This window comes from Abyssisolibacter fermentans, from assembly GCF_001559865.1.
GTDB classification, from domain to species: domain Bacteria; phylum Bacillota; class Clostridia; order Tissierellales; family MCWD3; genus Abyssisolibacter; species Abyssisolibacter fermentans.
Genome location: NZ_LOHE01000054.1, coordinates 22385 through 48846 on the forward strand (window position 1 = coordinate 22385; position 26462 = coordinate 48846).

25 protein-coding genes are annotated in these 26462 nt (G+C 26.7%); 3 read left to right on the forward strand and 22 right to left on the reverse strand.

Going from position 1 to position 26462, the window contains the following annotated elements; genetic code table 11:
- Positions 1–25: 25 nt before the first annotated feature.
- The 20 genes from AYC61_RS09020 to AYC61_RS09115 all read right to left on the reverse strand — a co-directional run bounded on the left by AYC61_RS09020 (position 26) and on the right by AYC61_RS09115 (position 20968).
- Positions 26–550: a stage III sporulation protein AB gene (locus tag AYC61_RS09020; protein ID WP_066500270.1), complete on the reverse strand. Its 525-nt coding sequence runs from the start codon at positions 548–550 to the stop codon at positions 26–28.
- Complete coding sequence (gene spoIIIAA / locus AYC61_RS09025) at positions 501–1568, reverse strand: stage III sporulation protein AA (RefSeq protein ID WP_082759877.1); 1068 nt, start codon at positions 1566–1568, stop codon at positions 501–503. The genes AYC61_RS09020 and spoIIIAA overlap by 50 nt, the downstream gene beginning before the upstream one ends.
- Positions 1569–1716: 148 nt before the next feature.
- Positions 1717–2277 carry a GNAT family N-acetyltransferase gene (locus tag AYC61_RS09030; RefSeq protein ID WP_066500272.1) on the reverse strand — a complete coding sequence of 187 codons (561 nt, stop codon included), beginning with the start codon at positions 2275–2277 and terminating at the stop codon, positions 1717–1719.
- 502 nt (positions 2278–2779) lie between these two features.
- On the reverse strand, positions 2780–3085 hold the full coding sequence (locus tag AYC61_RS09035; RefSeq protein ID WP_066500277.1) for a CD1247 N-terminal domain-containing protein: 306 nt from the start codon (positions 3083–3085) through the stop codon (positions 2780–2782).
- Between the two features lie 36 nt (positions 3086–3121).
- Positions 3122–3679 carry an elongation factor P gene (gene efp, locus AYC61_RS09040; RefSeq protein ID WP_066500281.1) on the reverse strand — a complete coding sequence of 186 codons (558 nt, stop codon included), beginning with the start codon at positions 3677–3679 and terminating at the stop codon, positions 3122–3124.
- A 102-nt stretch (positions 3680–3781) separates the two neighbouring features.
- Positions 3782–4228, reverse strand: a complete 447-nt coding sequence (aroQ, locus tag AYC61_RS09045; protein ID WP_066500287.1) for a type II 3-dehydroquinate dehydratase — start codon at positions 4226–4228, stop codon at positions 3782–3784.
- 174 nt (positions 4229–4402) lie between these two features.
- Entirely contained in the window at positions 4403–4921 is a 519-nt protein-coding gene (locus AYC61_RS09050) for a shikimate kinase (RefSeq protein ID WP_066500295.1), read from the reverse strand.
- Between the two features lie 91 nt (positions 4922–5012).
- Positions 5013–5459, reverse strand: coding sequence for a prepilin-type N-terminal cleavage/methylation domain-containing protein (locus AYC61_RS09055; RefSeq protein WP_066500299.1), 447 nt, complete (start codon positions 5457–5459; stop codon positions 5013–5015).
- A gap of 6 nt (positions 5460–5465) precedes the next feature.
- Positions 5466–6026, reverse strand: a complete 561-nt coding sequence (locus AYC61_RS09060) for a PilW family protein (RefSeq protein ID WP_066500305.1) — start codon at positions 6024–6026, stop codon at positions 5466–5468.
- Between the two features lie 14 nt (positions 6027–6040).
- Complete coding sequence (locus tag AYC61_RS09065; protein WP_066500310.1) at positions 6041–9880, reverse strand: vWA domain-containing protein; 3840 nt, start codon at positions 9878–9880, stop codon at positions 6041–6043.
- 16 nt (positions 9881–9896) lie between these two features.
- Positions 9897–12020: a pilus assembly PilX N-terminal domain-containing protein gene (locus AYC61_RS09070; protein WP_066500315.1), complete on the reverse strand. Its 2124-nt coding sequence runs from the start codon at positions 12018–12020 to the stop codon at positions 9897–9899.
- Positions 12021–12032: 12 nt separating this feature from the next.
- Positions 12033–12812 carry a type IV pilus modification PilV family protein gene (locus AYC61_RS09075; RefSeq protein ID WP_066500316.1) on the reverse strand — a complete coding sequence of 260 codons (780 nt, stop codon included), beginning with the start codon at positions 12810–12812 and terminating at the stop codon, positions 12033–12035.
- 62 nt (positions 12813–12874) lie between these two features.
- The gene (locus AYC61_RS09080; protein WP_066500320.1) at positions 12875–14080 is read right to left on the reverse strand and encodes a hypothetical protein; all 1206 of its coding nucleotides are present in this window, start codon (positions 14078–14080) and stop codon (positions 12875–12877) included.
- A gap of 51 nt (positions 14081–14131) precedes the next feature.
- Positions 14132–14686 carry a PilN domain-containing protein gene (locus AYC61_RS09085; RefSeq protein ID WP_066500323.1) on the reverse strand — a complete coding sequence of 185 codons (555 nt, stop codon included), beginning with the start codon at positions 14684–14686 and terminating at the stop codon, positions 14132–14134.
- Between the two features lie 3 nt (positions 14687–14689).
- On the reverse strand, positions 14690–15745 hold the full coding sequence (gene pilM, locus AYC61_RS09090; RefSeq protein ID WP_066500326.1) for a type IV pilus assembly protein PilM: 1056 nt from the start codon (positions 15743–15745) through the stop codon (positions 14690–14692).
- Positions 15746–15760: 15 nt separating this feature from the next.
- Positions 15761–16504, reverse strand: coding sequence for a prepilin peptidase (locus AYC61_RS09095; protein ID WP_066500329.1), 744 nt, complete (start codon positions 16502–16504; stop codon positions 15761–15763).
- A 112-nt stretch (positions 16505–16616) separates the two neighbouring features.
- Entirely contained in the window at positions 16617–16973 is a 357-nt protein-coding gene (locus AYC61_RS09100; RefSeq protein ID WP_066500332.1) for a type II secretion system protein, read from the reverse strand.
- A gap of 27 nt (positions 16974–17000) precedes the next feature.
- Positions 17001–18209 carry a type II secretion system F family protein gene (locus AYC61_RS09105; RefSeq protein WP_066500334.1) on the reverse strand — a complete coding sequence of 403 codons (1209 nt, stop codon included), beginning with the start codon at positions 18207–18209 and terminating at the stop codon, positions 17001–17003.
- Between the two features lie 18 nt (positions 18210–18227).
- A complete protein-coding gene (locus tag AYC61_RS09110; RefSeq protein WP_066500337.1) occupies positions 18228–19277 on the reverse strand; it encodes a type IV pilus twitching motility protein PilT in 1050 nt (349 codons plus the stop codon).
- A gap of 8 nt (positions 19278–19285) precedes the next feature.
- The gene (locus tag AYC61_RS09115) at positions 19286–20968 is read right to left on the reverse strand and encodes a GspE/PulE family protein (RefSeq protein WP_202906821.1); all 1683 of its coding nucleotides are present in this window, start codon (positions 20966–20968) and stop codon (positions 19286–19288) included.
- Between the two features lie 695 nt (positions 20969–21663).
- Here AYC61_RS09115 and AYC61_RS20680 point away from each other — a divergent pair.
- The 3 genes from AYC61_RS20680 to AYC61_RS09125 are packed head-to-tail and all read left to right on the forward strand — an operon-like array spanning position 21664 to position 23673.
- Positions 21664–21777, forward strand: a complete 114-nt coding sequence (locus AYC61_RS20680; RefSeq protein ID WP_082759879.1) for an AgrD family cyclic lactone autoinducer peptide — start codon at positions 21664–21666, stop codon at positions 21775–21777.
- A gap of 38 nt (positions 21778–21815) precedes the next feature.
- Positions 21816–23156 (forward strand): sensor histidine kinase, encoded by a 1341-nt coding sequence (locus tag AYC61_RS09120; protein WP_066500340.1) that lies wholly within the window; start codon positions 21816–21818, stop codon positions 23154–23156.
- Positions 23119–23673 carry an accessory gene regulator ArgB-like protein gene (locus tag AYC61_RS09125; RefSeq protein WP_082759880.1) on the forward strand — a complete coding sequence of 185 codons (555 nt, stop codon included), beginning with the start codon at positions 23119–23121 and terminating at the stop codon, positions 23671–23673. The genes AYC61_RS09120 and AYC61_RS09125 overlap by 38 nt, the downstream gene beginning before the upstream one ends.
- A gap of 321 nt (positions 23674–23994) precedes the next feature.
- On the opposite strand, the gene AYC61_RS09130 is transcribed toward AYC61_RS09125, so the two are convergent.
- On the reverse strand, positions 23995–25659 hold the full coding sequence (locus AYC61_RS09130) for a glutamine--tRNA ligase/YqeY domain fusion protein (protein WP_066500346.1): 1665 nt from the start codon (positions 25657–25659) through the stop codon (positions 23995–23997).
- 178 nt (positions 25660–25837) lie between these two features.
- Positions 25838–26269 carry a GNAT family N-acetyltransferase gene (locus AYC61_RS09135; protein ID WP_066500350.1) on the reverse strand — a complete coding sequence of 144 codons (432 nt, stop codon included), beginning with the start codon at positions 26267–26269 and terminating at the stop codon, positions 25838–25840.
- Between the last annotated feature and the right edge of the window lie 193 nt (positions 26270–26462).

A 26462-nucleotide genomic window follows, 5' to 3' on the forward strand; every position in this document is an offset into this window, starting at 1 on the left:
TCCGTAAACATTTGATAATAATTAATTAAAATAGTATTATAGCTATACTCAAACCTGTTAATATTCCTAATTTGTTGTACAGCTTTTCATTTTTTTTCATTTCTTCCTTTGCTTCTTTTAATTGATTGATAATTTGAACTGATATTGCATTCAAATGTTTCTTTTGATCCTGTCTATCAGATGTACCCAAGATTGAACCAATAGACAAGAATATTTCTATATCTTCACTATTAAAAGCAAGCTTTTTGAAATTTTTATATCCAACTATTTTAAAACAATTTGCTACATTTATACAATCTTCATCCTCGAGCATTATTGCAATATCTCTAAAAATATACGAATAACTCTTATTACATTTTGAATAAATATTATGTAGTGCTTCATTAACTGGATTTGACATATATACTATTTCTGTTTCTAAAATCCTAATACAGTTTAAAAGATAATTAAGATTGTTAACCCTTATTCTATATTTAGTACCTATATTAAAACCAAAGATGCTACAAGATATAACTACCATCAGGCTGCCTAGAATTTTTATTATAAGCATTATAATTCTCCTTTTTTCTATAGAGTTTTTTATCACAATTAATAACATCTTTTATGGTTCCAATACCATTTGAATTGTCTAATATTATAATCTTTTCAAAAATATTTTCTTTCATAATTTCATCTAAATATGGTTTTCTCATTATATCATTTAAATTTTCTCCATGTACTGTGGCTATTAGCTTAATACCAGCTTTTAAAGCTTCATGAATTGCTACAATATCATTTTTCCCACCTAATTCATCTGTAGCTATAACTTGAGGTGACATTGATCTGATAAGCAACATTATTCCTTCATATTTGGGACAAGATGTCAATACATCAGTTCTAATACCTAAATTCATTTGAGGTATACCATTATACATACCTGATATTTCTAATCTTTCATCTAAAACTCCAACCTTTAGTCCCTTAAAATCCTTCAATTTTGTACCATTGCTAATATTTCTTATAAGATCTCTTAATAGGGTTGTCTTACCACATTGCGGCGGTGATACTATTAAAGTATGATATATTGTATCTTCATTTTTTATAACGTAAGGCAGTATCTTATCTGATGTACCAATTATTTCTTTTGATATTCTCAAATTTAAAGAAGTAATATCTTTTATTGTTTCAATACCTTTATTTCCATGAATAGCACTACCTACAATACCAATTCTATGTCCACCCTTTAAAGTTATAAAACCTCTTTTAATATCTTCTTCATAGGCGTAGATTGAATGATTACAACATAACTGAAAGGTTTTATCTATAAATTTTTTCTCTACTATATAGAAATCAGTTTTCGGATTAGTATAAAGCTGGCTGAAATTATCAATAAAATAATCTAGTCCATTTAAACTCAACATTAAGGGTTGATTAACCCTAAGTCTAATTTCTTCGATTACTTTTTTATGTTTTGATGATATTTTGCTCAAAATATTTCTTATTTCAATATCAACATACTTCAAAATATCATCAAATCTAGTATTTTCATTTAATTTTTTTTTGAAATTAAAATTATTTTCATTGTTCATAACTTGTCTCTCCTTTATATAATAGTATTAAGATAAATAAAATTTTATGCTTGTTTATTTCATAAAAAATCATTTATAATTCAAAAGGTTTCATTATTTTATACAAATGAAAGCATTAAAAAAAGCCACTATATTAGCGACTTTTTATTTACTCAATTTCTGAATTCAATAAAACCATATGTATATGGTCTTCCCACTTACCGTTAATCTTTTGATATTTTTTCGATAAACCTTCATTACTAAAGTTAAGTTTCTCTAGTACCTTTAATGAAGGTAAGTTATTAGGCATTACAGCAGCTTCAATTCTATGAAGTTTGTATTCATTAAACATTATATCTATTCCTTTTTTTAATACTTCTGTAATATATCCTTTATTAGTTTCTTCATTATCAATACTATAACCTACATAACACGATAAAAAGAAACCTCTTACAATATGACTAAAACAAATTGTTCCAATTATTTTCTCAAAATTTCTATCTTCTTTTTTAAATATCCAAAGCCTTATTTGTTTTTTTTCATCTATTTCCTTTAGTTCCTTAATCAAAAAATTATGAAAATTCACTAATTTATAAAAGCTTTCTTTTCTCAAAGGGTCAAATTTTCTTAAATGCTCCTTATTTCTAGTAAAATAATCCAATACCAATTGAGCATATGATTCATCTATTACCTTTAAAATAAGTCTTTCAGTTTCATAAACCTTATACATAATAAAAACCCCCTCTTATTTATTATAAATAGTTCTAAAACATAAGACCAAAATATATTGCATCACATATTATATCACAGTTTCCATTTTGAAACTATACAACCATATAATTGTATATGATTTTTATAATACATCAGTAATAGATGAAACTCCTACTCACTTCGTTCCTAGCAGTAAGCGGAGTTGTACCTCATATTCATATGAGTAAGCGACTCACAAAAATCGTAGATTTTGTTCCCTGCTTTCTTAATCTTTGCCTTACACAGTTTTTATGTTTTTTTATTTTCTAATTTTTACTTTTTTATTTCTCTTTTATTAATCTTTCAAGCTGTAACTCCTACTCACTTCGTTCCTAGCAGTAAGCGACTCACACCAAATCATAGATTTGGGTTCTCTGCTTAAAAAAACTAGACCTTTTAAAAAGTCTAGTTTTACATATCTTTATTTATTTTAGATGAAAGAGATTTTAGTTCTCTGATTAAAATCAGGAAATTAATCCTGATTATTCATCACATCTGCAAATATGATCTTCTTCACAATCACATATTTCATCATAATAATCTTCTTCATCGTCGAAGTCTTCTTCACCATACATGTCTTCTTCAACATCAGATAAATCTTCATCCATGAACTCTACATATTCAGCCATTTCATCTTGTTGATCTTGTAAATCATCTATAGCATCAGCGAAATCTTCTAAAGTATCAATAATTTTAACTAGTAATTTACCTTCTTTAGTAGAATCATCTACTCCTAAACCCTCTGCTAAACCTTGTAAATAACTTATTTTTTCGTATAAATAATCCATTATAATCCTCCTCTCAAGTCTTCTTATTATTATAACCTAAACTCTTGATAGATACTCACTTGTTCGAGTATCAATTTTTATTACATCACCTATATTAACAAATAAAGGCACATTCACAACTGCTCCTGTTTCAACTGTTGCAGGCTTATTAGCACCTGTAGCAGTATCTCCTTTAACCCCAGGTTCAGTATGAGTTATTTCTAATTCCACAAAATTAGGTGCATCTATTTGGAAAGGCTTTCCTTCATAGAACTTCATCATAGCATTGTCATTTTCTTTTAAGAATTTAATTGCTTCTTCAACTTGATCAAAATTTAATGCAATTTGTTCATATGTTTCGTTATCCATGAAATAATATAATTCACCATCATTATATAAATATTGCATTTCTTTTGTTTCTATATGAGCTTTCGGATATTTATCATTTGGATTAAAAGTATCCTCTTTTATAGCACCAGTTTTAAGGTTTTTTATTTTAGCTCTTACAAAAGCTGCTCCTTTTCCTGGTTTAACATGCTGGAAATCAATTATTTGATAAATATCTCCATTCATTTCTAAAGTAAGTCCTTTTTTAAAACTACCTGCTGAAATCATTATTCAACCTCCTACTAATATTAAATATATAAATGCTTTAATAGCAAAATATAATCCTAATTAAATTTCATTAATGTAACTTGTAATGTTTAGATATTTCTATTATTCCATTATTCCATTACATAAGGCTTCAATAGCCAAAACATATCCTATATAACCCAAACCGCAGATTTGTCCATTACATACAGGTACTGTAACAGATTTATGCCTAAACTCTTCTCTTTTATGTATATTAGATAAATGAACTTCTATTATAGGTATATCTAAAATTTCTAGTGCATCTCTTATTGCTATACTATAATGAGTATATGCAGCTGGATTTATGATGACTCCATTGTACTTATTGATAGCACTTTGAATCTTTGAAACAATATCACCTTCTGAATTTGATTGAAAAAAATCTACATCTACACTTAATTCTTTAGCTTTATTTAAACATATATCTTGTATGTCTTCTAAGCTCTTAATACCATAATGTATTGAATCTCTGCTTTTCAACATATTAATATTTGGACCATTTATTATAAGTATTCTCTTTTTATTCAACATATATTCCCCTTTTACGTACTATTCTATACTAACATATTTTTATTTCCTTGAATAGATATAATCAAAGAAAATCTAAAGTTTATCATATATATTTGCAGATTATGCATATAAGATGAATGCTTTATTGATTAAATTTATTCTTCAATTAATCAAACATTAACCATAAATAATAATTTATGCTCTCTCCTTAATAATACAACATATCTCATTAACTATTTGATTATGTTTTTTTCCATCTACATTCACAATAATATCTGCACTATTTTCATATATTTCTTTTCTTTCTTTCATAAGGATTCTTACATCTTCCTTCCAGTTTTTCTTTTGTATTAGTGGTCTCTTTTTGTATGAATTTTTTAAGTTATTACATATATTATCTACAGAGCTTTCTAACAATATAACAATACCATTTTCTTTTAAAATATCTATATTTCTATTATTTAATATAATTCCACCACCTGTAGATATTACTTTATTTTTGCAATTTGATAAACTTAATATTGTCTCATTTTCAAGCTTTCTAAAATATTTTTCTCCATATCTCTTAAAAATTTCTTCAATACTAATTTTATTTTTTTCTTCTATTAAACTATCAGTATCAATAAAATCCATATTTAGTTTTCTTGCTAATCTTCTACCATTTGTCGTTTTCCCACTTCCCATAAATCCTATAAGAATAATATTTTGCTCCATAAATCACCCAATCCTTTATTAAAATTAGTATCCTAAACAATTCTTAGAATACTTTTAACTGACTATATCAAATATAGGTACTCTGCTAATATTAAACTTCATTTTCTAATAATATTTTCCCAGTATACGAAACTATAACTATTTTCTTGTATTTATTATTCTTTTTATTTACTAACTTAATTACTATATTTTTAGTGTTCAATTTTGTATCTAATAATCCCGTATGTCTGAATTTAATAGTTTTATTACCTATATCACTTTCTATATCGCAAATCTTTGAAAATAATTCTTTCCTTATCAATTTATTGCCATTTAAAACCTCATAAAAACCATCAGATAACTTAATCTTATAATCTTCACCCTCAGTCATTGCCATAGTTCTAATATAACATATATCCATATATAACTTTTTACTATCACTATCTAAATCATAATCATAGCTCTTAATTTGGGGAATAGCTATAATACTAATTATACCAATTAATGCTATGACTAACAATAGTTCAATTAAGGTTAATCCTTTATTATTAAATCTCATACAATATCAATCCTTACAATTAATATTTCTAAACTTAACTTGATTTTCTATATTTTTTTGCTTATCACCTTTGATTAAAGTTAAATTAATTCTAACACCAGTTATTTTACTTTCTATAAATATAAACTCATAATTAATATTATTAACGTAATTAGCAATAGAAAATTCTTTATCTATTTTTTTATTATCCAAGTAGAAAATTTGATATACGCAATCATTATCATATTTAAATCCAGTATAATTATAGAATACCCCTTCTTCTAACTCTAATAATTGTTCATCTGAAGTTATTTTAAATAATATGCTTTTTATATTTTTTTTATCTACAGAATAATTACTCTCATTAAGAGGTATATTGCTTTTAATATCTCTTGTAACAATTATTTCATCAACAATATAGTTCATACAAAATTGTCCATGTTGTTGAATATCTATGTTATCACTCGTAATTTTGAAAAAATCTACATTTCCAATAAAAAATGAAAATAAAGCGGTTATCATTAGTCCAAGTATTCCAAGAGTTACCAATAGCTCGATTAATGTAAATCCTGTTCTCTGCTTATTCATTCCATGCTCCCTTTCTACTCAGTATAAGGAAGTTGGTGTATCCTTATAACAGCATCATCATAGTCTCCATCAAAATTAGCCCTTATTACTTTATCAAATGGTGTTTTACTATTATCTTTTATTTGGACAAAGAAGTTATAAAATATCAAATAACCTTTATGAGACAAATTTTCACTATTAGTAAAACTTATAGAATATTCATTATTCTTGTTGGTGTTGTTATTATTAATTATGTTTATTTGATTAATATCTAAAATGTTAATATTATCATCTTCATCTAATGAATAAATCTCTATTGGATTGCTCTGGATAAGCTTTATATTTAAAATATCTTCTTCATTGCTTCCAACATCATCTTTATAGTTAAATATCAAGTCAAATGTAACATTACTATTTTCAGTATATAAAATCATACCTATCTTGTTATTATAGGTATTAATTACATTCAAACTAAAGTCATCATTCTGTATAAGATTCGTCATTTCCTCATAAACGCCATTCTCTACTAAAATTCTTCTATTAGGCAAACTATATTCTTTAGATCGAACATTTTTAGCTACATCTCTAGCTTTTATAATTGCTTTCTTTTTATACCAATCATTCTCAAGTTTTACAATAGCAGATAGTCCATCTTCTTGTATAATAATTTCTTCATCATCATTTGTATATAATTCGTTTTCTGTATAATTCTCATTTTCATCCACGTCAACATATAGCTTTACTTTATCGACTATTTCATCAAATGTTAGTTTTAAAAACCTATTACCCTCAATTTCTTGAACATCAATATTTGGTGAAATAGCATCTATATCAATATTAAATATTTTTCTTGTTATATTTCCATATTCATTCATTAACGAAACCACAAAATTATTATTGCCATCTCTAGCTATGATATTAAGGTTATTTAAACTATTATCTTGGTTAGTAAGTGAGTTTAATAAAAGTAGTTGTGTATTTAGTATATCTTCATTCTCATCGTATAAATCAATTCTACAGTTTCCACTTTCTAATAAATATTCATTAATATCAAAAGAAACATTTCCATCAGATAATTCTTTGGTGAAAACTACTTCATTTTCATTTATTACGTTAATTACCTGAGGATGGTTTAGCTTGAAATTCATTGTATAAAATTCATCAGTTTTTGTAGCCCAAAATTCATCTATAACATCTATATTAAACACTCTTTTAATCTCATAAATACTAGTATTAGACTGTGCTTTAAAACTTAATATCACCGGTCTAGTATCATCTTGATGTTCATATTCATTTAACTTTACATCATCTAAATCAAAGTTTGATACAACTTCCGATACTGAATTGGCTTCTTCACCAAATTCAGGTACGTCAACAATAGTTATATTAAAACTATCATTTGGTAAATCATTTTTTTTGATATATGTGTCTATAGAAACACTTTCTTGTCCTAAATTGAATTCATCCTTAGCATCTATGTATGCAATAGAAGCAGTTTGCTCTGAAAGCTTTTTGCCGACATAGATATCACAAGGTTTGTTTATTGTAGTAGTTAATTTAAAATTATCATCATCTATTTGAATTAACTCTGCTTTCAACTGTGGTAGCTCAGTATCATAAACAGTAATATTAAGTTGATTAAATTCTTTTTTATTTTGCACTCCATCAATATCTTGATAAGTAATATATGACATATTATTACCAGCAGAATCCAAACTTACAGAGTATGGTATTGTTTTTCCAAATGAATCTTTATTTGCTTCTAAAGCTTTTAATTTAATCCAAAAATTTATAGGCTCAGCTTCAAATTCAGTTTTATCATCATTTAATTTGTATAGAATACTACCTATGTTACCTGTAACAGTATTATCATCAATGACTAAATTATCTGAACAATTCACTATATCAAAGCCTTCAGAAAATGTTTCTTTGAAAAACACTCCATGTATCGGTAGATCACTCTTTATTTGATTTTCTATTTCATTATAAACATCTTCCAATACATTGCCGTCATAAGCTTCCTTATAATAGCCACCACAAGCATCTTTTAATGATTTTAACTTTTCTTTATTAGCACCGTTACTAAACCCTATAAAAAATGGAGCAATATCTTGACTACCATTAGCAATAAGTTCATTTGTGATTTTGTATGCATATTCATATCCATGTTCATAGTCATTATTTTTTTTAGGTCCTACATTATAAGCTTTGCCTTCACTATCAAAATAATATCTTTTACCTTTTTTAATGTAATAACTATAGATTGTGGGCTCTCCATCAGTCATCAAAATTATATATTTTTTGCTTGAGTTATTATCAAATTTGCTTAGTTTATAATAAGCGTTTCGAAGACCATCTCCTATATTTGTGCCCCTCATATTTTTGTTATTATTTATAGATAGCTTATCAATATCATCTAATAATTTATCAAACTTTGATAAATCTTTCATATTAACAAAAGACTCTCCATTATAAGTATAATCATGTGAAATGCTATCATATGGCACTAAAGCAAAGTTTATTGAAGCTTCACCTTTAAATTTTGAAACAAAATCTTTAGCAACATTTTTCATTACATCTATTCTTTTATTTTTATATACTTCATTTATTAATTTATCAGCCTTTTTCAAACCAACAACCTTATTATTAAAATAATCAAATGCTAAAACATATGCATTATATCTAGTAGATGTATTATAATAAGTACCTTCTAAATTCTTTTGCCAATGATAAAAATGGTTTTTTCTATTTGCAGATGCCCAATTAGCTCTACCATATATTTCTGATAAATTAAAAAAATCTGTATATGAATAATTTTTTATCATATTTTCAATTTCTTTTTGCTCTCTAGTAGAATAAAAAATTTGATAATAGATTCTATTATTTCCACACCCACTTGGCTTATCAAATGTTACAAAATAATTATTCAACCATTTATATCTACCTGTTTTGTGTAATTTTACATTTTGAGGACATAGATTACTATCAAATATACTTGTATAATCATCTTCATTACTAGCATCATCTTCATTATCACTAAATTCTATTAATTCTTCCATACTACCTGACACATCCATTACCAAAACAACTTGTTTGTCTTTTAAATATATTTCAGGTATAACATCTGAAACTGGTATGCTTTCAGGTTGTATAGTATATTTTATATTTACTTCCTCTTCTACCTTTACCTGCGCCTTATCAGTCATTTTTATAAGTTTAATAGGTGCTTTTTTCTTGTCTTGATCATCCATATCTATAATAATTTTATTATCTTTGACAAAACAATCTGGGTTTACATATATAACTGGTCTAACATAGCTATCACTAGTTGCATTTTTTAAATACATACTTTCATTTGCTTTAACACACCAAACCCTTTTATCTGATTTACTATTTCTAGTCCAAAAATGCTTTTTACAATTTGGGATTATATTCTTATATTTATTGTATTCATCATAGGATATTAACCCTACCTTTCCTTGCGAAAAACTATTAGAATTGTTTTTTGTATCATTTGTCCAATTAGTATTTAAAATGAAATCTCTTTGCAAATTAGTAAAATAATTCTCAAAAAAATCATTATTTAACCAATAGCCGATATTTTCAATATCTGATGTATCAAATCTTATATCACTTTTAAAATCTTGTGCAAATTTCCTGCTTTGACCTACAACATCTTTACTTATCATAAAACCAGAATCAGGTTCTAGCAATATCCACTTCATACCAGCAAATTCAATTTCATCACCTGCATTTTTTTGAGATAATTTTACATTGTTAACTGCTAAAGCAGGGTTATTGATAGTTAATATACCTAAGGTGAATATAACGGATAGAATCATGCTTATAATTCTTTTTTTTCTAATACAATACATAATCATCATCCTTTTTTTAATAATCTATTTTCCAATTCTTGAAGCTAATTAATTTATTTTGAGTAAAACTACCTTCAGTGCTACTGTGATATTCTTTATAAGTTATATAATTGTCTTTAGAATTATTATTAAATAAGCCATCAAATATTTTACTTTTCTTAGATATTACGTTGGTTATATAGGACTCGTCATAAGTAATCTTCTTTTTGGAATTCCCCATCATATATAAATTTTTATTACATATAATTGTTCCTCTAAAATCTACCTCTCCTGTAATATATAAATTCCCATTAGTTATAATGATACCCTTAACCTTTTTGTTATCATCTAATTTAACATGCTTTGCACTATCTGGAATATCAGTCAGATTTCCATTTTTACCTATTATAACATAATCATCATTAGTATTTTCAAGTAAAACAATTTCACTACTTATCCCATCTTTAATATTCAAATATTCCTGATTCATAGAATCAAAATCTACATAATCTTTTAAAGTCATTTGTTCTTTGCTTGTTTCCTTGTCGCCCATTTTTTCAACATACAGATGATATATTTCTTTTAAATCATTAATATAACTCCAAATATCCCCGCTTTGTTTACTTAAATTTGAACCTATTAAGCTTGTACCATTATGAACAATAGCTCCCATATGGTATGCTTTAGAACTGTCGCTTAATTTAATACCTTCACCTAAATTTAATTTACTTGAATCTTGATATTCTTGATGATAAAACTTTAAATAATCATCCTTATCAAATAAAACTAAATCTTTACCATTCTTGAATTTTGTCACTAATGGTATAATATAGTTTTCTCTATCAAAATATACATTTTCCTTGTTTAAACTTTGCTTTCCTTCTCTGTCTCCTAAATCGTTTAGTGGATATGTATATGCTTTATAATTTCCTCTAACAGCTATAGATTCTCCAGTTTCATAACCAGGACCAACATCAATAAAAGCTGTTCCTAGAATATATGTCTCTCCATCAATTTCTAAAGAAGTCCCGTCTTCTTTACCTAAATCACTTGAATTTATATTAATACAACTCGATTTATCATGCATACTAGACTCAGTATTATCAGCTAGTCCATAATAACCTCCACTTATCTTAACATTTGCTTTGCTGCCATTTATCTCTAAATCATCCATAGCATAAACACTGCCTTTTAAATCAACAAGCTTTTCAATGTTTACATCAACATTATTTGTATTCTTGCTTATTTTAAGATTCCTTGTGTATAGATTTCCATTGATATTAAACTTAGTATCAGAAGAATTAATTAAAGTATCTTTTTTTGTTATTAATTTCCCATAGAAATTTATGTCAGAATCATCAGCCAAAACAACAATTCCTCCAGCATTCGAAGAACTACCATTAACATATATATCGCCGTTGACTATATTTTCACCACCGTTTATATTACCTTGTTTTTTGAAAACAAAATCGCCACCTATAGTAATAGCCTTGGACCATCCTGTATTATAAAACACCTTACTAATCTCAGTAGGTATACTATAATCCTTATTATACTTTGCTAAATTAATATCATATTGTACTGATAGGACCTTCTTTATGTTGTCATTATTAAATGTTGACTTTACGTTTAAAGTTATTAAACTATCATCATCAAAATTAATAATATTTTGTTCAACATCCACTACTGGTCTTATACCATTGTGATTAATATTATATGAAGCTCTCTCTATACTATCGATTACCCTTGATTTTCCACCAACAGGCTCAGTAATATATTTCTTATATCCGTTTTCAAACACTAATCTTTGTTCTTGTTTAATTAGTTCATGATTAATACTGCCGTCTTCTAATATGTATGGACTGTCTTCTTTTTCCATTTCAGCTTCTAAATCCAATGAATTCATATAATTATTAACTTTTTCTTTTCCGTAATTAACTGCTTCTTCTACAACTTCTCCTATAATACCATATGCTTCATCCAAACCTGCTTCTGACATATAAAAGTTAAGTTTGGCTTTACTATCTAATTTCTTCATTTTATACTCTGAAATAGTTATAGTCATAATAGTTATTCCAAGTATAGACAATACAGAAACTATACTTAAAAGTAATATTAATGTAGAACCTCTTCTTTTCTTAAATTTACCTGATAAAGACATAAATACCACACCCTATTCAAAAAAGGATTTATAACTTTTAATACTATCTAAAACTGTATAAGTATTAGTTTTCGGATCTAATCTTTTTATATCTATAGTTACTAAATAAAGCCTAAAATCTTTATCATAATTATAATCATCTATACTAACCTTTGGTTTAAATATAATATTGTTGCTTGTGTATTTTAATTCATATTCACTTACAGCATCTTTTGACTGGTACAAATCTATTTTGAAATCTTTATTTGAGTTGTTTTTTGCACTAATAACAAAATTCATATTTTCATATGCTTCAACCGAAATATGACCTGCTTTATTAGGTTCTTTTGAAACTACTTCTGTTTTCTTTTTCATATCATTATCATATAAATTAAGTTGTAAGCTAGTTTCATCACAACTAATATCAAAAACAGCTTCTTCAGATGAAATATAGACATCCTCATTATTTACAGAAACATTGTTTTTGTCGTTTTTATCAACTATAATTTTCATATCATAACTTACTGATGTGTTTTCATTACTACCAAAACTATATTCAGTTGGTTGTATATTAATATCAATCGTGTATCCATCTTTTTGTATAGTTTGTTTTCCAACAATAACAGAATTTGAACATTTTATATCTTCCATATATTCTTGTGCTAAATCCGTTGCTGTCATCAATTTAGTTGATTTTGCATTCGTTTTTAAACCTGCTAAAAACATAGTATATATTGGAACTATAACAATTCCTAATATTGCAATGGTAACTACAATTTCTATTAAGGTAATACCTCTATTATCCTTAAACATGCTTTTCACCTATTAATCCTTTTTTTGATTCTATTTTTATTCTTTATAATAAAATAATCTTATTAATCTTTTATTATTATATTACCTTTTTTAATCACTGTAACTCTTGGTCTATTTTTATCATCATTTATAACTCTGATAATCATGCTCTTATCAGTTAAATTCGAAGCCTTGATATTGCATCCTGAAATATCTTCTCTAGAATTACGTTCATGAGTGTAAATAGTCATATAAATAAAGTCATTATTTGGCATGAATTCAATACTATTGTTATAATCATTTGGATAAGACATATCTTCTGTTTTATATTTATAATAATACTTATCATCTTTAGATATTACTTCTATTTCAATATTTTCTATTCCTTTATTATCTGCATAAATAAATGTCTCATTTTTATAATCACTATTTTGTTTAATAGTTACAGTAGGCATTACAGAACTTTCAGGCTTGACTGTCATAACAAAATCCTCAATATACAATTCGTCAAATCTAACACTATTATCTTGGTAGTAAAATGGATTGTTTTTGCCATAATCATTATCATAATCCCAAGCTAAATACTCAGTGTCTTGCTTATGAAGCTTTTTAATAGAATATAAATCTAAAATAATACTTCCATTTAGATAATCTTTTTCGTCATTTGAAACATTAATGTTCAATGAACTCACTATGATTTTTTTATTATAATGCTCAATCTTTTTTAAAAAATTAATAATACCATTATAACTACCTCTAAAATAAATTGAAACTGAAGCTTTTTTCAACTTTATAGGCTTTTGCTCACCATTATTTTTCTCGTTATTTTCTTTATTTTCTTTATTTTGTTTTTTGTCATCAGGAGAAAAATAAATGTCGGCTATTTCATTTAAAAGTGTTTCACCTTCATTATTACTGTTATTATCTTTTTCTTCATATATATCTATAATCTCTACAGGTATAAAACTCATTGAATAACCGTCTAGGTTTGAATCCTTAAGCATTTTGTCAAGTAGAGTTATTATTTTTTCTTGTTCATAAGAAGGGAAAAATCTTTCTGTTACAGTCCAAATCTTGGCATGTAAAGCTTTAATCTCTTTTTGTATATCTTCTATCTCTGATTTGCTAATATTTACATTCTTTAATTCCGTAGTTTTATTATTTAAATCTTGCTTTAGTAGATTTATTTCATCTAAATATGGAGAAGCTATGAAATTATAGAAAGAATAAGATCCTAAAAGTATTACTAGTATTGCTAGTAATATCTTCTCTCTTTTGCTAATATTCATTTTGACCATCCTTTGCAGCCCTGATTATTCATATTATTTGTTTTTCTATGATTAATCTGGGTTTATTATACTATTCACAGTAAAAATATATGTATCTTCTTCGTCATTCAAATTGTCAATACTTTTTACATGTACTTGCTTAAATTCATTCACTAACTTCAGATTATGCTCAAATTCAGCTATAGAGGTTCTGTTATTACATGAACCTTGCATGACAATTCCTTTTTCATCAATACTTAATATCTGTAACGACATTTTTTTAGGCATACATTCAGCTATTTTACAAATTACATTACTTTCTATATTTTGTATACTTGTAAATTTATCATTGATATCATTTACAGCATCATAGTATTTAATCATTATACGTTTCTTTTGTTTATCGTCATTCAATTCAGTAATTTTATCTATTAAATCCTTAGATTCTAATGTTTTATTTGTATCATCTATAGCTTGTTCAAGACTTTTAATTTTCCATTTAGCCCAACCAGTAAAACCCCCAAAAACTATTATCGATACAATTATAAAAACAAAAACATTCATGTTCTTTTTTGTATTTTTTTTCTTTGAATTTATATGGTATGAAAAAAAATTTATATCCTTCATATTTTACTCCATTCTATATAAGGTACCAATCGCATTTACAAAACATTCTAACGAGCTAAAACTCTCTTTTTTATTAAACCTTATACTGTTTAATTTATCAAACTTCAAAACAGGTAATTCTAAACTATTTGATATATACGCAGCTAATCCTTTTAAATTAGATATCCCCCCACAAATATAAAGCTTGTCTATTTGATTTCCACGATTTTTGTTTGTATAGTATCTGAAAATTCTGTTTATATCTTCTATAATTTTGTTAATAAAATTATTATTAATATCATCTACAATCTTTCTATCTGCTTCATTTAAGAGATTAATTAATCCCTCATGTTTTAATTCTTCTGCTTGTTTTATCGTAAAATTAAAAGCATTAGCTATGTTTACATCTAAATCATTGCCCCCGTATTCAAATAATCTGCTTAGTTGTATTGCTTCATTAGTAATTACTGTAACACACATATTACTATAACCTATATCTATAATTGCACATGTTTCATCTATATTTGCTTTTTTTGTTTTATTACACTTATTTTCTTTTATGAATAACTTAGATACAGCATTGGTGTTAATATCCATTACTAGAGGCTTTAGCTTTATGTCTTTAACCAATTCAATATACTTATTTACTAAAACCTTCGGAGCTACTGCAACAAATACTCTTTGTTTTTTTAAATCATTATCATCTATATTTTCAATTTGCTTACATTCGATAAAGTAATTGTCTAAATTTACAGGCAAATATTCTTCTAGTTCATATCTCAGCATAGAATTTAACTCTTCACTGTTTACAGAAGGTACTATAATTTCTCTAGTTAAAATATCAGAGCTGTTTAAAGTAACATTACAATATTCCGCCTTCAAATTCTTATCTAAGATAGTTTGTTTTATAAGTTCACATACCTCAGCATGATTTATAATTGCTCCATTTGTGATATACCCATCAGGTAACTCTATCTTTTCTGTCTTTTCTATAGTAATATTTTTGTTTGCAATTTTAGCTTGAACAAGCTTTAAATTTTTACTTCCAAAATCTATCGAAAGAACTTTTTTACCAAACATATGAAAATTCACCTCTTAAAAATTTATGTAGTTTTGTATATACCATACTAACATTTCGTTTCCAAACAATAAGACAATATATGTAGAAATTGCTATAAAAGGTCCAAATGGTATATAGTCCTTTCTTGTTTTAATACCCACTAATATTAATACGACAGATATTACAGCACCTATAACAAAAGAAAATAAACTAATTAGTAAAATTTCTTTCCATCCAAATATAAAACCTAATGCTCCAATAAGTAATATATCACCACCGCCCATATTACCTTTACTTACTAATGAAATTAATAAAAACAACCCACCACCAATTATTAAGCCTAAAAAACCGCCCAGGAAATTATGAAAAATATAATTAAAAATAATTCCTAAAATCAAACAAAATATCACTAGTTCATCAGGTATAATTTGATGATAGTAATCAATGAAGCTTATAACAATCAATACACTAGTCAATGCTGTATATATTATAAAGCTTATTGAAAGGTTGTACTTCAAATAAACAAAGAATACCAATGCACAATTAAGAAGTTCAACTATAGGATACTGCATAGATATTTTTTCCCCACAGTACCTGCACCTTCCTCTACAAAACAAGTAGCTAAATATTGGTATTAAATCAAGTACTTTTAACCTTGAACCACATTTTGTGCAGTGTGATGGGGGGTACACTATTGATTCATTCCTAGGAATGCGGTATATACACACGTTTAAAAAAGAACCAAATACTAATGATATTATAATTATTAATGAATTCATAGTGTACCTCCTGATTAAATTTACAATGTTATTCTCAAATACAACTATGTTAAAGTACAAAAAATGTAAACATCATAATATTAATTTATTATTATAACTATAGAAAAATAAATTATTCTTTTATTTCAACTGCCCCAGAATCTGGAAGTGACGCCCCAGATTTAACTTTACCAGTCGATTTATCCATATAAAAAACAGTGCAAGCTTTTGGTTCAGGAACTGTATCTAATACATCTAGAATAGCAGCTTTTAAATCTGTGGAATCTTTTGGATATTTGTCATATTCTGCATAATATAAATCAACGGCTTTTTGCATATTCATAATATTTTCCATATCAACTGCTTCTCTTGCCTTATCTTTCATAGTAGAATATTTAGGTACAGCAATAGCAGTTAATATACCTAAAACAGCAATAACAACTATAAGTTCTATTAAAGTAAAACCTTTCCTACGCTTTAATTTTTTCATGTTTTCACCTCCTTCCAAAACAACGTATTACATCTTAATAGTATTAATCATATCAAACATAGGCATAACCATTGCTAGTACAATGAAACCTATGATTAAAGCCATTATTACAATCATTATGGGTTCTAATAAAGTTACTGCCTTTTGCATTGTGTTTTCTACTTCATCATCAAAAAAGTCAGCGGTTTTGTCTAGCATATCATCTAATAAACCAGATTCTTCTCCAATACTTATCATTGAAAAAACCATTGGAGGAAACACCCCAATTGCTTTTATAGGATTTGCTAAGTCAGAACCTTTGCTTATATCTTCTTTAGTTTTTTGTAATCCCTTAGCAACTACTTTATTACCTACTACTCTAGAAACAATGTCTATAGCTTCTATGAGTGGTACACCACTAGATAGTAAAGTTGCTAAAGTTCTAGTAAATCTACTCGTTATTATCTTCTTCAACATATTTTTCACTATAGGAACCCTTAATTTTACACTGTCTAAAATCATCTTTCCTGAATCACTATTAAAATATCTCCTAATAAATATAATAGATATTATCAACAAAGAAAATATTATGTACCAATAATCTTTTATTATATTACTAAAGCCTAACAATGCTCTAGTAACGGCAGGTAGTTCAACACCACTATCCTCAAACATGCCCACAAAAGTAGGCATTACAAATACTAATAAAAATATAACTATACAAACAGCAATAACACTTAAAACAATTGGATATATCATAGCACTTTTTATCTTGTTGTTAATTTTATTTTCTTTTTCGTAATGGACTGCCATTCTTTTCATTATAAGATCCAACTTTCCGCTGACTTCACCAGCTTGTACCATGCTAGATAAAAGCTCTGGAAAAACATCTGGATGTTTATTAATAGTTTCAGAAAAAGTAGTACCTTTTTGTACATCATCACACATATCATTAATAACCGAACAGAGTTTTTTATTTTGTGTTTGATATCTTAGTATATGTAAGCAATCCATAATAGTTAGTCCTGCATCGAGCATAGCGTGAAATTGTCTGCAAAACAAAGCTATATCCCTTGTTTTTATTTTTTGAAAAAGACTAAACTCAATGTTTTTGCTTTGAACAATTCTATCAATTTTTATAGGCTTGTATCCATTTTCTCTAATTAAAGAAAGTACTTCATTTTCATCTTTTTTATTACAAGTTGCATTTATTCTCTCACCATTTCTGTTTATAGCAATATATTTATATTCCGGCATTAACACACCTCTTTATACTTAAATGTACCTGCTAACCATATCCTTATCCATTGCAAAGTTTAAAACATCTTGTCTTGAAATATTCCCATGTCTATACAGGTTGAGTAGTGAATTGTCCATAGTAATCATTCCAAATTTATGTCCTGTCTGTATCACAGTTTGTATTTGATGTGTTTTTCCTTCTCTAATCAAATTTCTAATAGCACTATTTATAGTCATTATTTCAAAAGCTGCTACTCTACCATTATCATCAACTCTAGGAACAAGTTGTTGAGAAATTACACCTTCCAATACAGCAGATAACTGCACTTTGATTTGCTGTTGCTGATGGACTGGAAATACATCTATAATTCTATCAATTGTTTTAGCAGCACCTATAGTATGAAGTGTAGATAATACCAAATGACCTGTTTCAGCTGCTGTTAAAGCTATTGATATAGTTTCCAAATCTCTCATCTCACCAACTAGTATTACATCCGGATCCTGTCTTAGTGATGACCTTAAAGCATTAGCAAAATTTCTCGAATCACTTCCTATCTCTCTTTGATTAACAATGCTTTTTTTATGTTTATGTAAATATTCAATAGGATCTTCAAGTGTTAGTATATGACATCTTTCTTCTTCATTTATCTGATTTATCATTGTAGCTAAAGTTGTAGATTTTCCACTACCTGTTGGACCAGTTACAAGAATCAAACCACGTTTTTTTCTGGATAATTCGCTAATAATATTTGGCAGTCCCAAGTCTTCTATAGTAGGAACATCTGCTCCAACAGATCTCATAGCTAATGAATATGTACCTCTTTGTTTATATGCATTAATTCTAAATCTCCCAAGCTTAGCAATAGATAAAGATGTGTCAATTTCACCTATATTTATCAACTTCTCTAAACAATCAGCATCTAAAGCTTCTTTTACAAAATTTAAAGTATCATCAGGTGTTAGTTTATTGTCATTAATAAAATACATCTGTCCGTTTATTCTCATCACTGGAGCACTACCTACAGTTATATGTATATCTGAAGCTCCTTTATCAATTGCTGTTTTAAGTAAACTTATTAGTTCCATCTATTCACCTACTCCATCATATATGTAATTCTACTTAATTCATCTATAGTTGTAATGCCTTTTAACACAAGTTCCTTGCAATTTTCAATTAATGATATCATTCCCTTTTCTTTTGCCTTTAACCTTACTGTAGTTATCGAAGATTTATTATCTATTAAATTACGTATTTCATTATCAATGTACATAATTTCATGAATTCCAGTTCTACCTATATAGCCAGTATTATAACACTTACTACATCCTTTCCCTTTATAAAGAAAGGTATTTTTATCTATATCTAATGTTTTCATTTCATATTCATCAGGCTTATATTTTACTTTGCACACAGGACATATCTTTCGAACTAATCTCTGTGCTACAATACTAACGACTGAACCAGATATCAAATATGGTTTTATACCCATATCTATTAATCTAGTAATAGTTGACGGCGCATCATTAGTATGAATAGTACTAATAACTAAATGTCCTGTAATTGCTGCCCTTACAGCTATCTGAGCAGTCTCTGTATCTCTTATTTCACCAATCATAATAATATCAGGATCTTGTCTTAATATTGACCTTAATCCATCAGCAAAATTTAAACCAATCTTGCTGTTTACTTGAACTTGGTTTATACCATCCAAGCTGTATTCTACAGGATCTTCTACAGTTATAAGATTTTTATTAATAGTATTTAACTCTTTTAATATTGTGTATAAAGTGGTTGTTTTACCACTACCTGTAGGGCCTGAAATCAATATTATTCCATGTGGATTTTTTAGCATATCACTAAATTTGATAATATTATTATGAGATAGGCCTAAATCATATTTGCTTTTTATAAAATTATTTCTATCTAATAATCTTATAACAATTTTTTCTCCAAAGACTGTAGGAAGTATTGAAATTCGCAAATCCACATCTGTATCACCTTGTTTTATCTCTACTCTTCCATCTTGAGGCAATCTTTTTTCAGCTATATCCATATTAGCCATTATTTTAATTCTTGTTATAATCGCTGAATGTGTAGATTTTGAAGGTGTCATTATTTCTTGCAAGTTACCATCAATTCTAAATCTTATTCTTACTCTTGATTCAAATGGTTCTATATGTATATCACTAGCTCTAGCCTTTATTGCTTGTCTTATTATTGAGTTCACTAATCTTACTACTGGTGCATTGTTTATATCATTCAAAACTTGTTCATCTATGTTATCAAAATCTTTTACATTATATTGTTTCTTAAAATCTTCAACAGCCTTCTCTGCACTTTGCTTTCCATAATAATTATCAATTAGTCTAAGAATGTCAGATTTAGTAGATATAGCTGGTTGTACCTTTAAACCAGTAGCAATTTCAACATCATCTATAGCAAACAAATTTAAAGGATCTAGCATAGATACCAATATAGTATTTCCAGTTTTTTTTATGGGTATTAAAGTATGTTTTTTTGCTAATTTTTCACTTATTAATGAAGTTGTGTTAGGATCAATAAAATATTTGTCTAAATCTACATACGGTATACCATACTGATATTCTAAAACCTGTATTATATCTTTTTCAGAAACATAGCCATCCCTAACTAGTATTTCTCCTAATTTATTTTCTGACTTCTTTTGTTCATCTAAAGCCTCTATTAACTGTTCTTTAGAAATTTTACCAACATCAACTAACAAGTCACCTAATTTTTTTCTTATAATACTAATCACCTACTAATCTTAAATATTTCTCGTTATTTATTTTTATTCTATAAACAACATAACAATCCTGCTCTAATTTATAAATTAGAGAAAGTAATAATTATTAAAGAATGTCAAATCATTAACAAATAATTTTGTTGGAAATAGCAGAATAGTGTCATTGCATAAATATTTACCTCACAATTTAATAAAAAATAACGATATAAAAAAGCAAAATATTTAATTCAATAAATATGCTAGTAGCAGTATATATCATACGTTTTAAAAAATCAATACAAAAAGATTAAAACTTATTTAGTTTTAATGTAGCTAGTTTTAGATATCTATTTACGTACTTGTGATTAAACATCTAAGATAAAATATATATAAAGTAACTTGATGCAAAAAACCATTCTTTTGTTCGTACTATTTTCTTTTTAAGGAAAACATGATATAATTTAATATATTGATATGTAATTTACACATAATGGATAATGAATTGAACTATGTCTTGGCATGTTGTCTTTTATCTTAAAGTAGTAAACTTACATATATATTTTTTTAATACTATATCATTTTATGAAGAATTTTGTTAAAATATATAATATATTATATTTATTTTACATATTACTATTATATGCTATAATTAATTATGGATTTATTTTTGTTTTTAACATCCATAGCAATTGCAATTATAAAATATTTCTTAAAAAGGAGGAGAAATTATGAAAAAAAGTTTATTAGCTAAGGTAGGCTTACTTGTTGGTACATTTACAGTAAACTCTATATCTTTGATTCATTCTGAGCAAAAAGAATGCCCAAAAGAATTACTTAAATAATTTAGGGTAAGGTTTAATATTAATGGTAGGTGATATTTATGGATTCATATTTTGAATATATTAGTTGTTTAACTGAAAATGTATTATTAATAAGTACTTATTATGCTACTCTGTATAATAAAAAAGTAAATATAGAAATTATTATTAAAATTTTTCTTTTTTCTATTTTGAGTTCAATTTTCACTTTTTGGTCTACTTATAATATACCTTTTGGATATCATACATTTGCAGTTACGCTTTTTATTGTATTTCTTATATCTATATTAGATAGAAAACACTTTTTTTTACCAATATTTAGAACGGTTTTGCTTATTTTTACTTCTTACATATGCTTTGAGATATTTTTAATTATTACTATTAAACCTTTCCTAGATGCTTCATTAAGCGAATTTTACTATTTTGTTTCCATATTAGCGAAATTTTTAATTCTTATTTTTACACATGTTTATAATCAAAAATTTAAACTTGCAGATTTCATAAAGAATTTGTCTTTAGTAGATACCTATCTTTTATCTTGTTTATTTATATTAGAGGTTTTACTTGTTACAATAAACAGCATTATGAATAAGCAGGAAAATTATATTATTATATATGAAATTCTTTTACTAACATTGTTTTTAGGCTTTGTTATAATTATCTGTATAAATTTTAAGAAGATAGTGAATCTAGAAAAAGTTAAATCAAAATATGTTCTTCAACAAGAGCATGTACATAATTTAGAATCATTAATAAGCATTGTTAGAAAAGAAAAGCATGATTTTGCAAATCACATAAATACTGTTTATGCTATATGCTTGCTAAATAAACCTAATAGCGTTGACAGAATTCAAGCTTATTTAAGTAAAATTGGTTCAGACTTAAAGGTCGGTTATCAGATAAATGATACAGGTAATGATTATTTAGATGGCTTACTTGCTGTTAAAAGTAATGTAGCTTTTGAAAAAGACATTAACTTTGAAGTTTCTATTGAAGTTTCTATTGACGTATTAGATATTGATGATACTGATTTAATAAGTATTGTAAGTAATATAGTAGATAATGGACTTGAAGCGTTATTATCTACTGATATGGAAGATAATAAGGTAATATCTATAGCTACCTATATAGAAGATGACATCTATCACCTATCTATTGCAAACAATGGTCCAGTTATAGATGATGAAACTAAAAAGAATATTTTTCAAAGAGGTTTTAGTACTAAGACTCACAAACAAAGTGACCACGGTTATGGTTTATATATAGTTAAACAACTTGTCGAAAAGTACCGAGGTACTATTGATGTACTAAGTAATGAATTTGAAACTGAGTTTATGATTAAATTTGAACTAAAGGAGGAAAAACTTGGACAGATTCGCTCAATACTTGACAAGGCATATTAAAAAACAAAATCCAAATTTAAGTGAGATAGAAGTCTTAAAAATACAGTTTGGTTTTGAATGTCTATTTAATGAACTTTCTAAAACCATTATGTATTTATTTATCTTCTATTTTTTTCATTTGACACAAAATTTAATAGTTGTAATGTTATTCTTTGGTAGTTTAAGAATTTTTGCAGGTGGTTTACACGCAAGTACATATTGGCGATGTTTCTTTTTAACTCTAGCTATATATTCTACTGCCATAGTTTTGGCAATAAATATTGTTCCTAACAATATTTATAAAATAATAATTTTTATACTATGCATAGTTTTATTATATATATATTCTCCTGCTGATCACCCAAATAAACCAATTATCAGCAATAAAAGAAGGAGAAATATGAAGTATTTATCATTAGTTGTGTTTCCAACACTATTTGTAATAGCATTATTTTTGCCAAGTATACTTTCTAGTACTGCTATTTATACACTTTTATTTGAATGTATATCTCTACCATTATCAAAGTATACTATTTAGAATTAAGGTACATAAAAAAATGAACTAGTCATAATCTGACTAATTTATTTTTTTCATGTACCTTATGTTCTATTCTCCAATAAATTCACATTAATAGTATATTAGCATATAATATATTATATATTTTGAATATCTGAGGAGGTTAAAGAATGTCTGATATAAAAGGTCTTTTTAGTGGATTGTCGGATTGTTGTAATGGTAGTTCATTATTATTTTTCTTCTTATTATTAGTTATTATTTTTTGTAATTGTTATTATTAGAACTAAAAATTCTAAAAAGGGGTATATAAAAACGTTGTGTTTTAATATACCCCTAATATATTTATTTCTTATTCTTTATTTTTTTCCATTTATCTTTTAATGATACTATCCTGTTATAAACTGCTTTTTCTCCAGCTTTATCACAAATGAAGAAACCATGTCTCATAAACTGATACCTTTCACCAGCTTTTACATCTTTCATTGATTCTTCTATATAGCAATTTTTTAATATTTTAAGCGAATTTTCATTTATTATATTTTCTCCTGCTTCATCTTCTAACATAAGATGATCATATAACCTAACTTCAGATTTAAGACTATGCTTTGCTGATACCCAATGGAGTGTCCCTTTAACTTTTCTACCAGTAAATCCAGTACCACTTTTAGTTTCTGGGTCATAAGTACATCGTAGCTCTATGACATTTCCATTTTCATCTTTGATCACTTCTTCACATTTTATAAAATATGCATGTTTCAGTCTAACTTCATTTCCTGGATAAAGCCTAAAAAATTTCTTTGGCGGCTTCTCCATAAAATCTTCTCTATCAATATATATTTCTCTAGCAAAAGGTATTTTTCTCTTTCCTAGTTCAGAATTAGTTCTACTATTATCTGCATCTAAGTATTCAACCTCTCCTTCAGGATAATTTGTTATTATTATCTTTAGGGGGTTTAAAACTGCCATTGTAGTCCTTGTAGTATCTTTTAAATCTTCTCTAATACAATGTTCTAATATTGATATATCTACAAGGCTATTGCTTTTAGCAACTCCAATTTTTTCACAGAAATTTTTTATAGCTTCAGGAGTATATCCTCTTCTTCTTAATCCAGAAATAGTAGGCATTCTAGGATCATCCCATCCTTCTACCACTTCCTGCTCAACCAAATTTCTTAAATGTCTTTTACTCATTATTGTATTTGTTAAATTTAGTCTAGCAAATTCTATTTGTTTTGGAGGATTTTCTATTTCAAGCTCTTTTAAAAACCAATCATATAATGGTCTATGATCTTCAAATTCTAAAGTACAAATAGAATGTGTTATATTTTCAAGTGCATCTGACAATGGATGTGCAAAATCATACATTGGATATATACACCATTCTTCACCTGTACGATGATGTTCTACTTTAGCTATACGATATATTACAGGGTCTCTCATGTTTATGTTTGGAGCAGCCATATCTATTTTAGCTCTTAAAACTTTCTCACCATCACCATAAACACCATTCTTCATCTCTTCAAACAATTTTAAATTTTCTTCTATAGTTCTTTTCCTATATGGACTTTCCTTGCCTGGCTTTTCATAATTTCCTCTGAATTCTCTAATTTCATCTGCACTTAAATCACAAACAAATGCTTTCCCCTTTTTTATAAGCTTGACCGCATACTCATATAGCTTTTCAAAGTAATCAGAAGCATAATACTTTCTATCTTCCCAATCAAAACCTAACCATTTTATATCCTCTTGTATAGAATCTACATACTCCGTATCTTCCTTTACTGGATTAGTATCATCAAATCTCAAATTACAAGGAGCATCATATTCCTTAGCTAAACCAAAATTTAAGCATATTGACTTAGCATGTCCTATATGTAAATATCCATTTGGTTCAGGCGGAAATCTTGTATGAATTTTTTTGTCTAATAAGTATCCTTCTAAATCTTTATTTATAATATTTTTAATAAAGTTAGATGGAATTTTAGATTTATCATTATTATTTTCCATATAATTATCCTTCCTTCCTAGTTAATACTCATTATTTAATGGTATCATATAATAACGTCTATTTCAATTTTTAGCAGTAAAAAATTTATGCTTTCTATTATATTTTTATCACATTTATGCATTTATATAACATTGATTATCAAATGAGTAATTTAATAGCTTTAATTTTATATATTTACTAGAATGATTCACTCTCATACCAAAAAACTATATCATCATCATTACTTGATTTTCCTTTAGTTGTCTTATAAAGATTTATAGCTGGTATATTTGATTTTCTTGTAATAAGAAACATCTTGCACAAATTTTTTCTCTTGCATATTTGTTTTAATTCATACATTATTTTTTTCCCAATACCCTGTCTTCTATATTCAGATAATACATCCACTTCATGTACATACATCATATTATTTTGATTATCATATCTCTGTAATTCATATCCTAAAATAAATCCTACGATTTTGTCATCATTTAAACATGCAACTAAATAGTTCTTTTTATCATTTAAGAATTTAATAGCATTGTCACCTGTTATTTTTTCTGACCTAAAATTTTCTAGCATATCAATAACTTTTTCAGCATCACCTATATTAAGCCTTCTTACCTCCATAAGTATTCTCTCCCATCTAAATTTAATCAATTATATAGTTATTTCATCTAATTATATTAAACCCAGATTATTCATAGAAAATTAAATACTATACTGCATCTTTCTCATTAGAAGATGTCCATTAAATCCTCGACATACCAACTCAGTATGCCTTCGAATTCACTGAAAACTTCTAATTCAGAAACTTACAGCA

What these genes read in the sequence shown, in the direction of transcription:
- AYC61_RS09050 (WP_066500295.1), bottom strand. Translation starts at nt 4,921, where the DNA reads ATGGAGCAAAATATTATTCTTATAGGATTTATGGGAAGTGGGAAAACG.
- AYC61_RS09060 (WP_066500305.1), bottom strand. Translation starts at nt 6,026, where the DNA reads ATGAATAAGCAGAGAACAGGATTTACATTAATCGAGCTATTGGTAACT.
- AYC61_RS09020 (WP_066500270.1), bottom strand. Translation starts at nt 550, where the DNA reads ATGCTTATAATAAAAATTCTAGGCAGCCTGATGGTAGTTATATCTTGT.
- AYC61_RS09030 (WP_066500272.1), bottom strand. Translation starts at nt 2,277, where the DNA reads ATGTATAAGGTTTATGAAACTGAAAGACTTATTTTAAAGGTAATAGAT.
- AYC61_RS09085 (WP_066500323.1), bottom strand. Translation starts at nt 14,686, where the DNA reads ATGAAGGATATAAATTTTTTTTCATACCATATAAATTCAAAGAAAAAA.
- AYC61_RS09110 (WP_066500337.1), bottom strand. Translation starts at nt 19,277, where the DNA reads ATGGAACTAATAAGTTTACTTAAAACAGCAATTGATAAAGGAGCTTCA.
- AYC61_RS09120 (WP_066500340.1), top strand. Translation starts at nt 21,816, where the DNA reads ATGGATTCATATTTTGAATATATTAGTTGTTTAACTGAAAATGTATTA.
- AYC61_RS09055 (WP_066500299.1), bottom strand. Translation starts at nt 5,459, where the DNA reads ATGAGATTTAATAATAAAGGATTAACCTTAATTGAACTATTGTTAGTC.
- AYC61_RS09100 (WP_066500332.1), bottom strand. Translation starts at nt 16,973, where the DNA reads ATGAAAAAATTAAAGCGTAGGAAAGGTTTTACTTTAATAGAACTTATA.
- AYC61_RS20680 (WP_082759879.1), top strand. Translation starts at nt 21,664, where the DNA reads ATGAAAAAAAGTTTATTAGCTAAGGTAGGCTTACTTGTTGGTACATTT.
- AYC61_RS09035 (WP_066500277.1), bottom strand. Translation starts at nt 3,085, where the DNA reads ATGGATTATTTATACGAAAAAATAAGTTATTTACAAGGTTTAGCAGAG.
- AYC61_RS09135 (WP_066500350.1), bottom strand. Translation starts at nt 26,269, where the DNA reads ATGGAGGTAAGAAGGCTTAATATAGGTGATGCTGAAAAAGTTATTGAT.
- efp (WP_066500281.1), bottom strand. Translation starts at nt 3,679, where the DNA reads ATGATTTCAGCAGGTAGTTTTAAAAAAGGACTTACTTTAGAAATGAAT.
- AYC61_RS09080 (WP_066500320.1), bottom strand. Translation starts at nt 14,080, where the DNA reads ATGAATATTAGCAAAAGAGAGAAGATATTACTAGCAATACTAGTAATA.
- pilM (WP_066500326.1), bottom strand. Translation starts at nt 15,745, where the DNA reads ATGTTTGGTAAAAAAGTTCTTTCGATAGATTTTGGAAGTAAAAATTTA.
- AYC61_RS09105 (WP_066500334.1), bottom strand. Translation starts at nt 18,209, where the DNA reads ATGCCGGAATATAAATATATTGCTATAAACAGAAATGGTGAGAGAATA.
- AYC61_RS09075 (WP_066500316.1), bottom strand. Translation starts at nt 12,812, where the DNA reads ATGTTTAAGGATAATAGAGGTATTACCTTAATAGAAATTGTAGTTACC.
- AYC61_RS09095 (WP_066500329.1), bottom strand. Translation starts at nt 16,504, where the DNA reads ATGAATTCATTAATAATTATAATATCATTAGTATTTGGTTCTTTTTTA.
- spoIIIAA (WP_082759877.1), bottom strand. Translation starts at nt 1,568, where the DNA reads ATGAACAATGAAAATAATTTTAATTTCAAAAAAAAATTAAATGAAAAT.
- aroQ (WP_066500287.1), bottom strand. Translation starts at nt 4,228, where the DNA reads ATGTTGAATAAAAAGAGAATACTTATAATAAATGGTCCAAATATTAAT.
- AYC61_RS09065 (WP_066500310.1), bottom strand. Translation starts at nt 9,880, where the DNA reads ATGTATTGTATTAGAAAAAAAAGAATTATAAGCATGATTCTATCCGTT.
- AYC61_RS09070 (WP_066500315.1), bottom strand. Translation starts at nt 12,020, where the DNA reads ATGTCTTTATCAGGTAAATTTAAGAAAAGAAGAGGTTCTACATTAATA.
- AYC61_RS09130 (WP_066500346.1), bottom strand. Translation starts at nt 25,659, where the DNA reads ATGGAAAATAATAATGATAAATCTAAAATTCCATCTAACTTTATTAAA.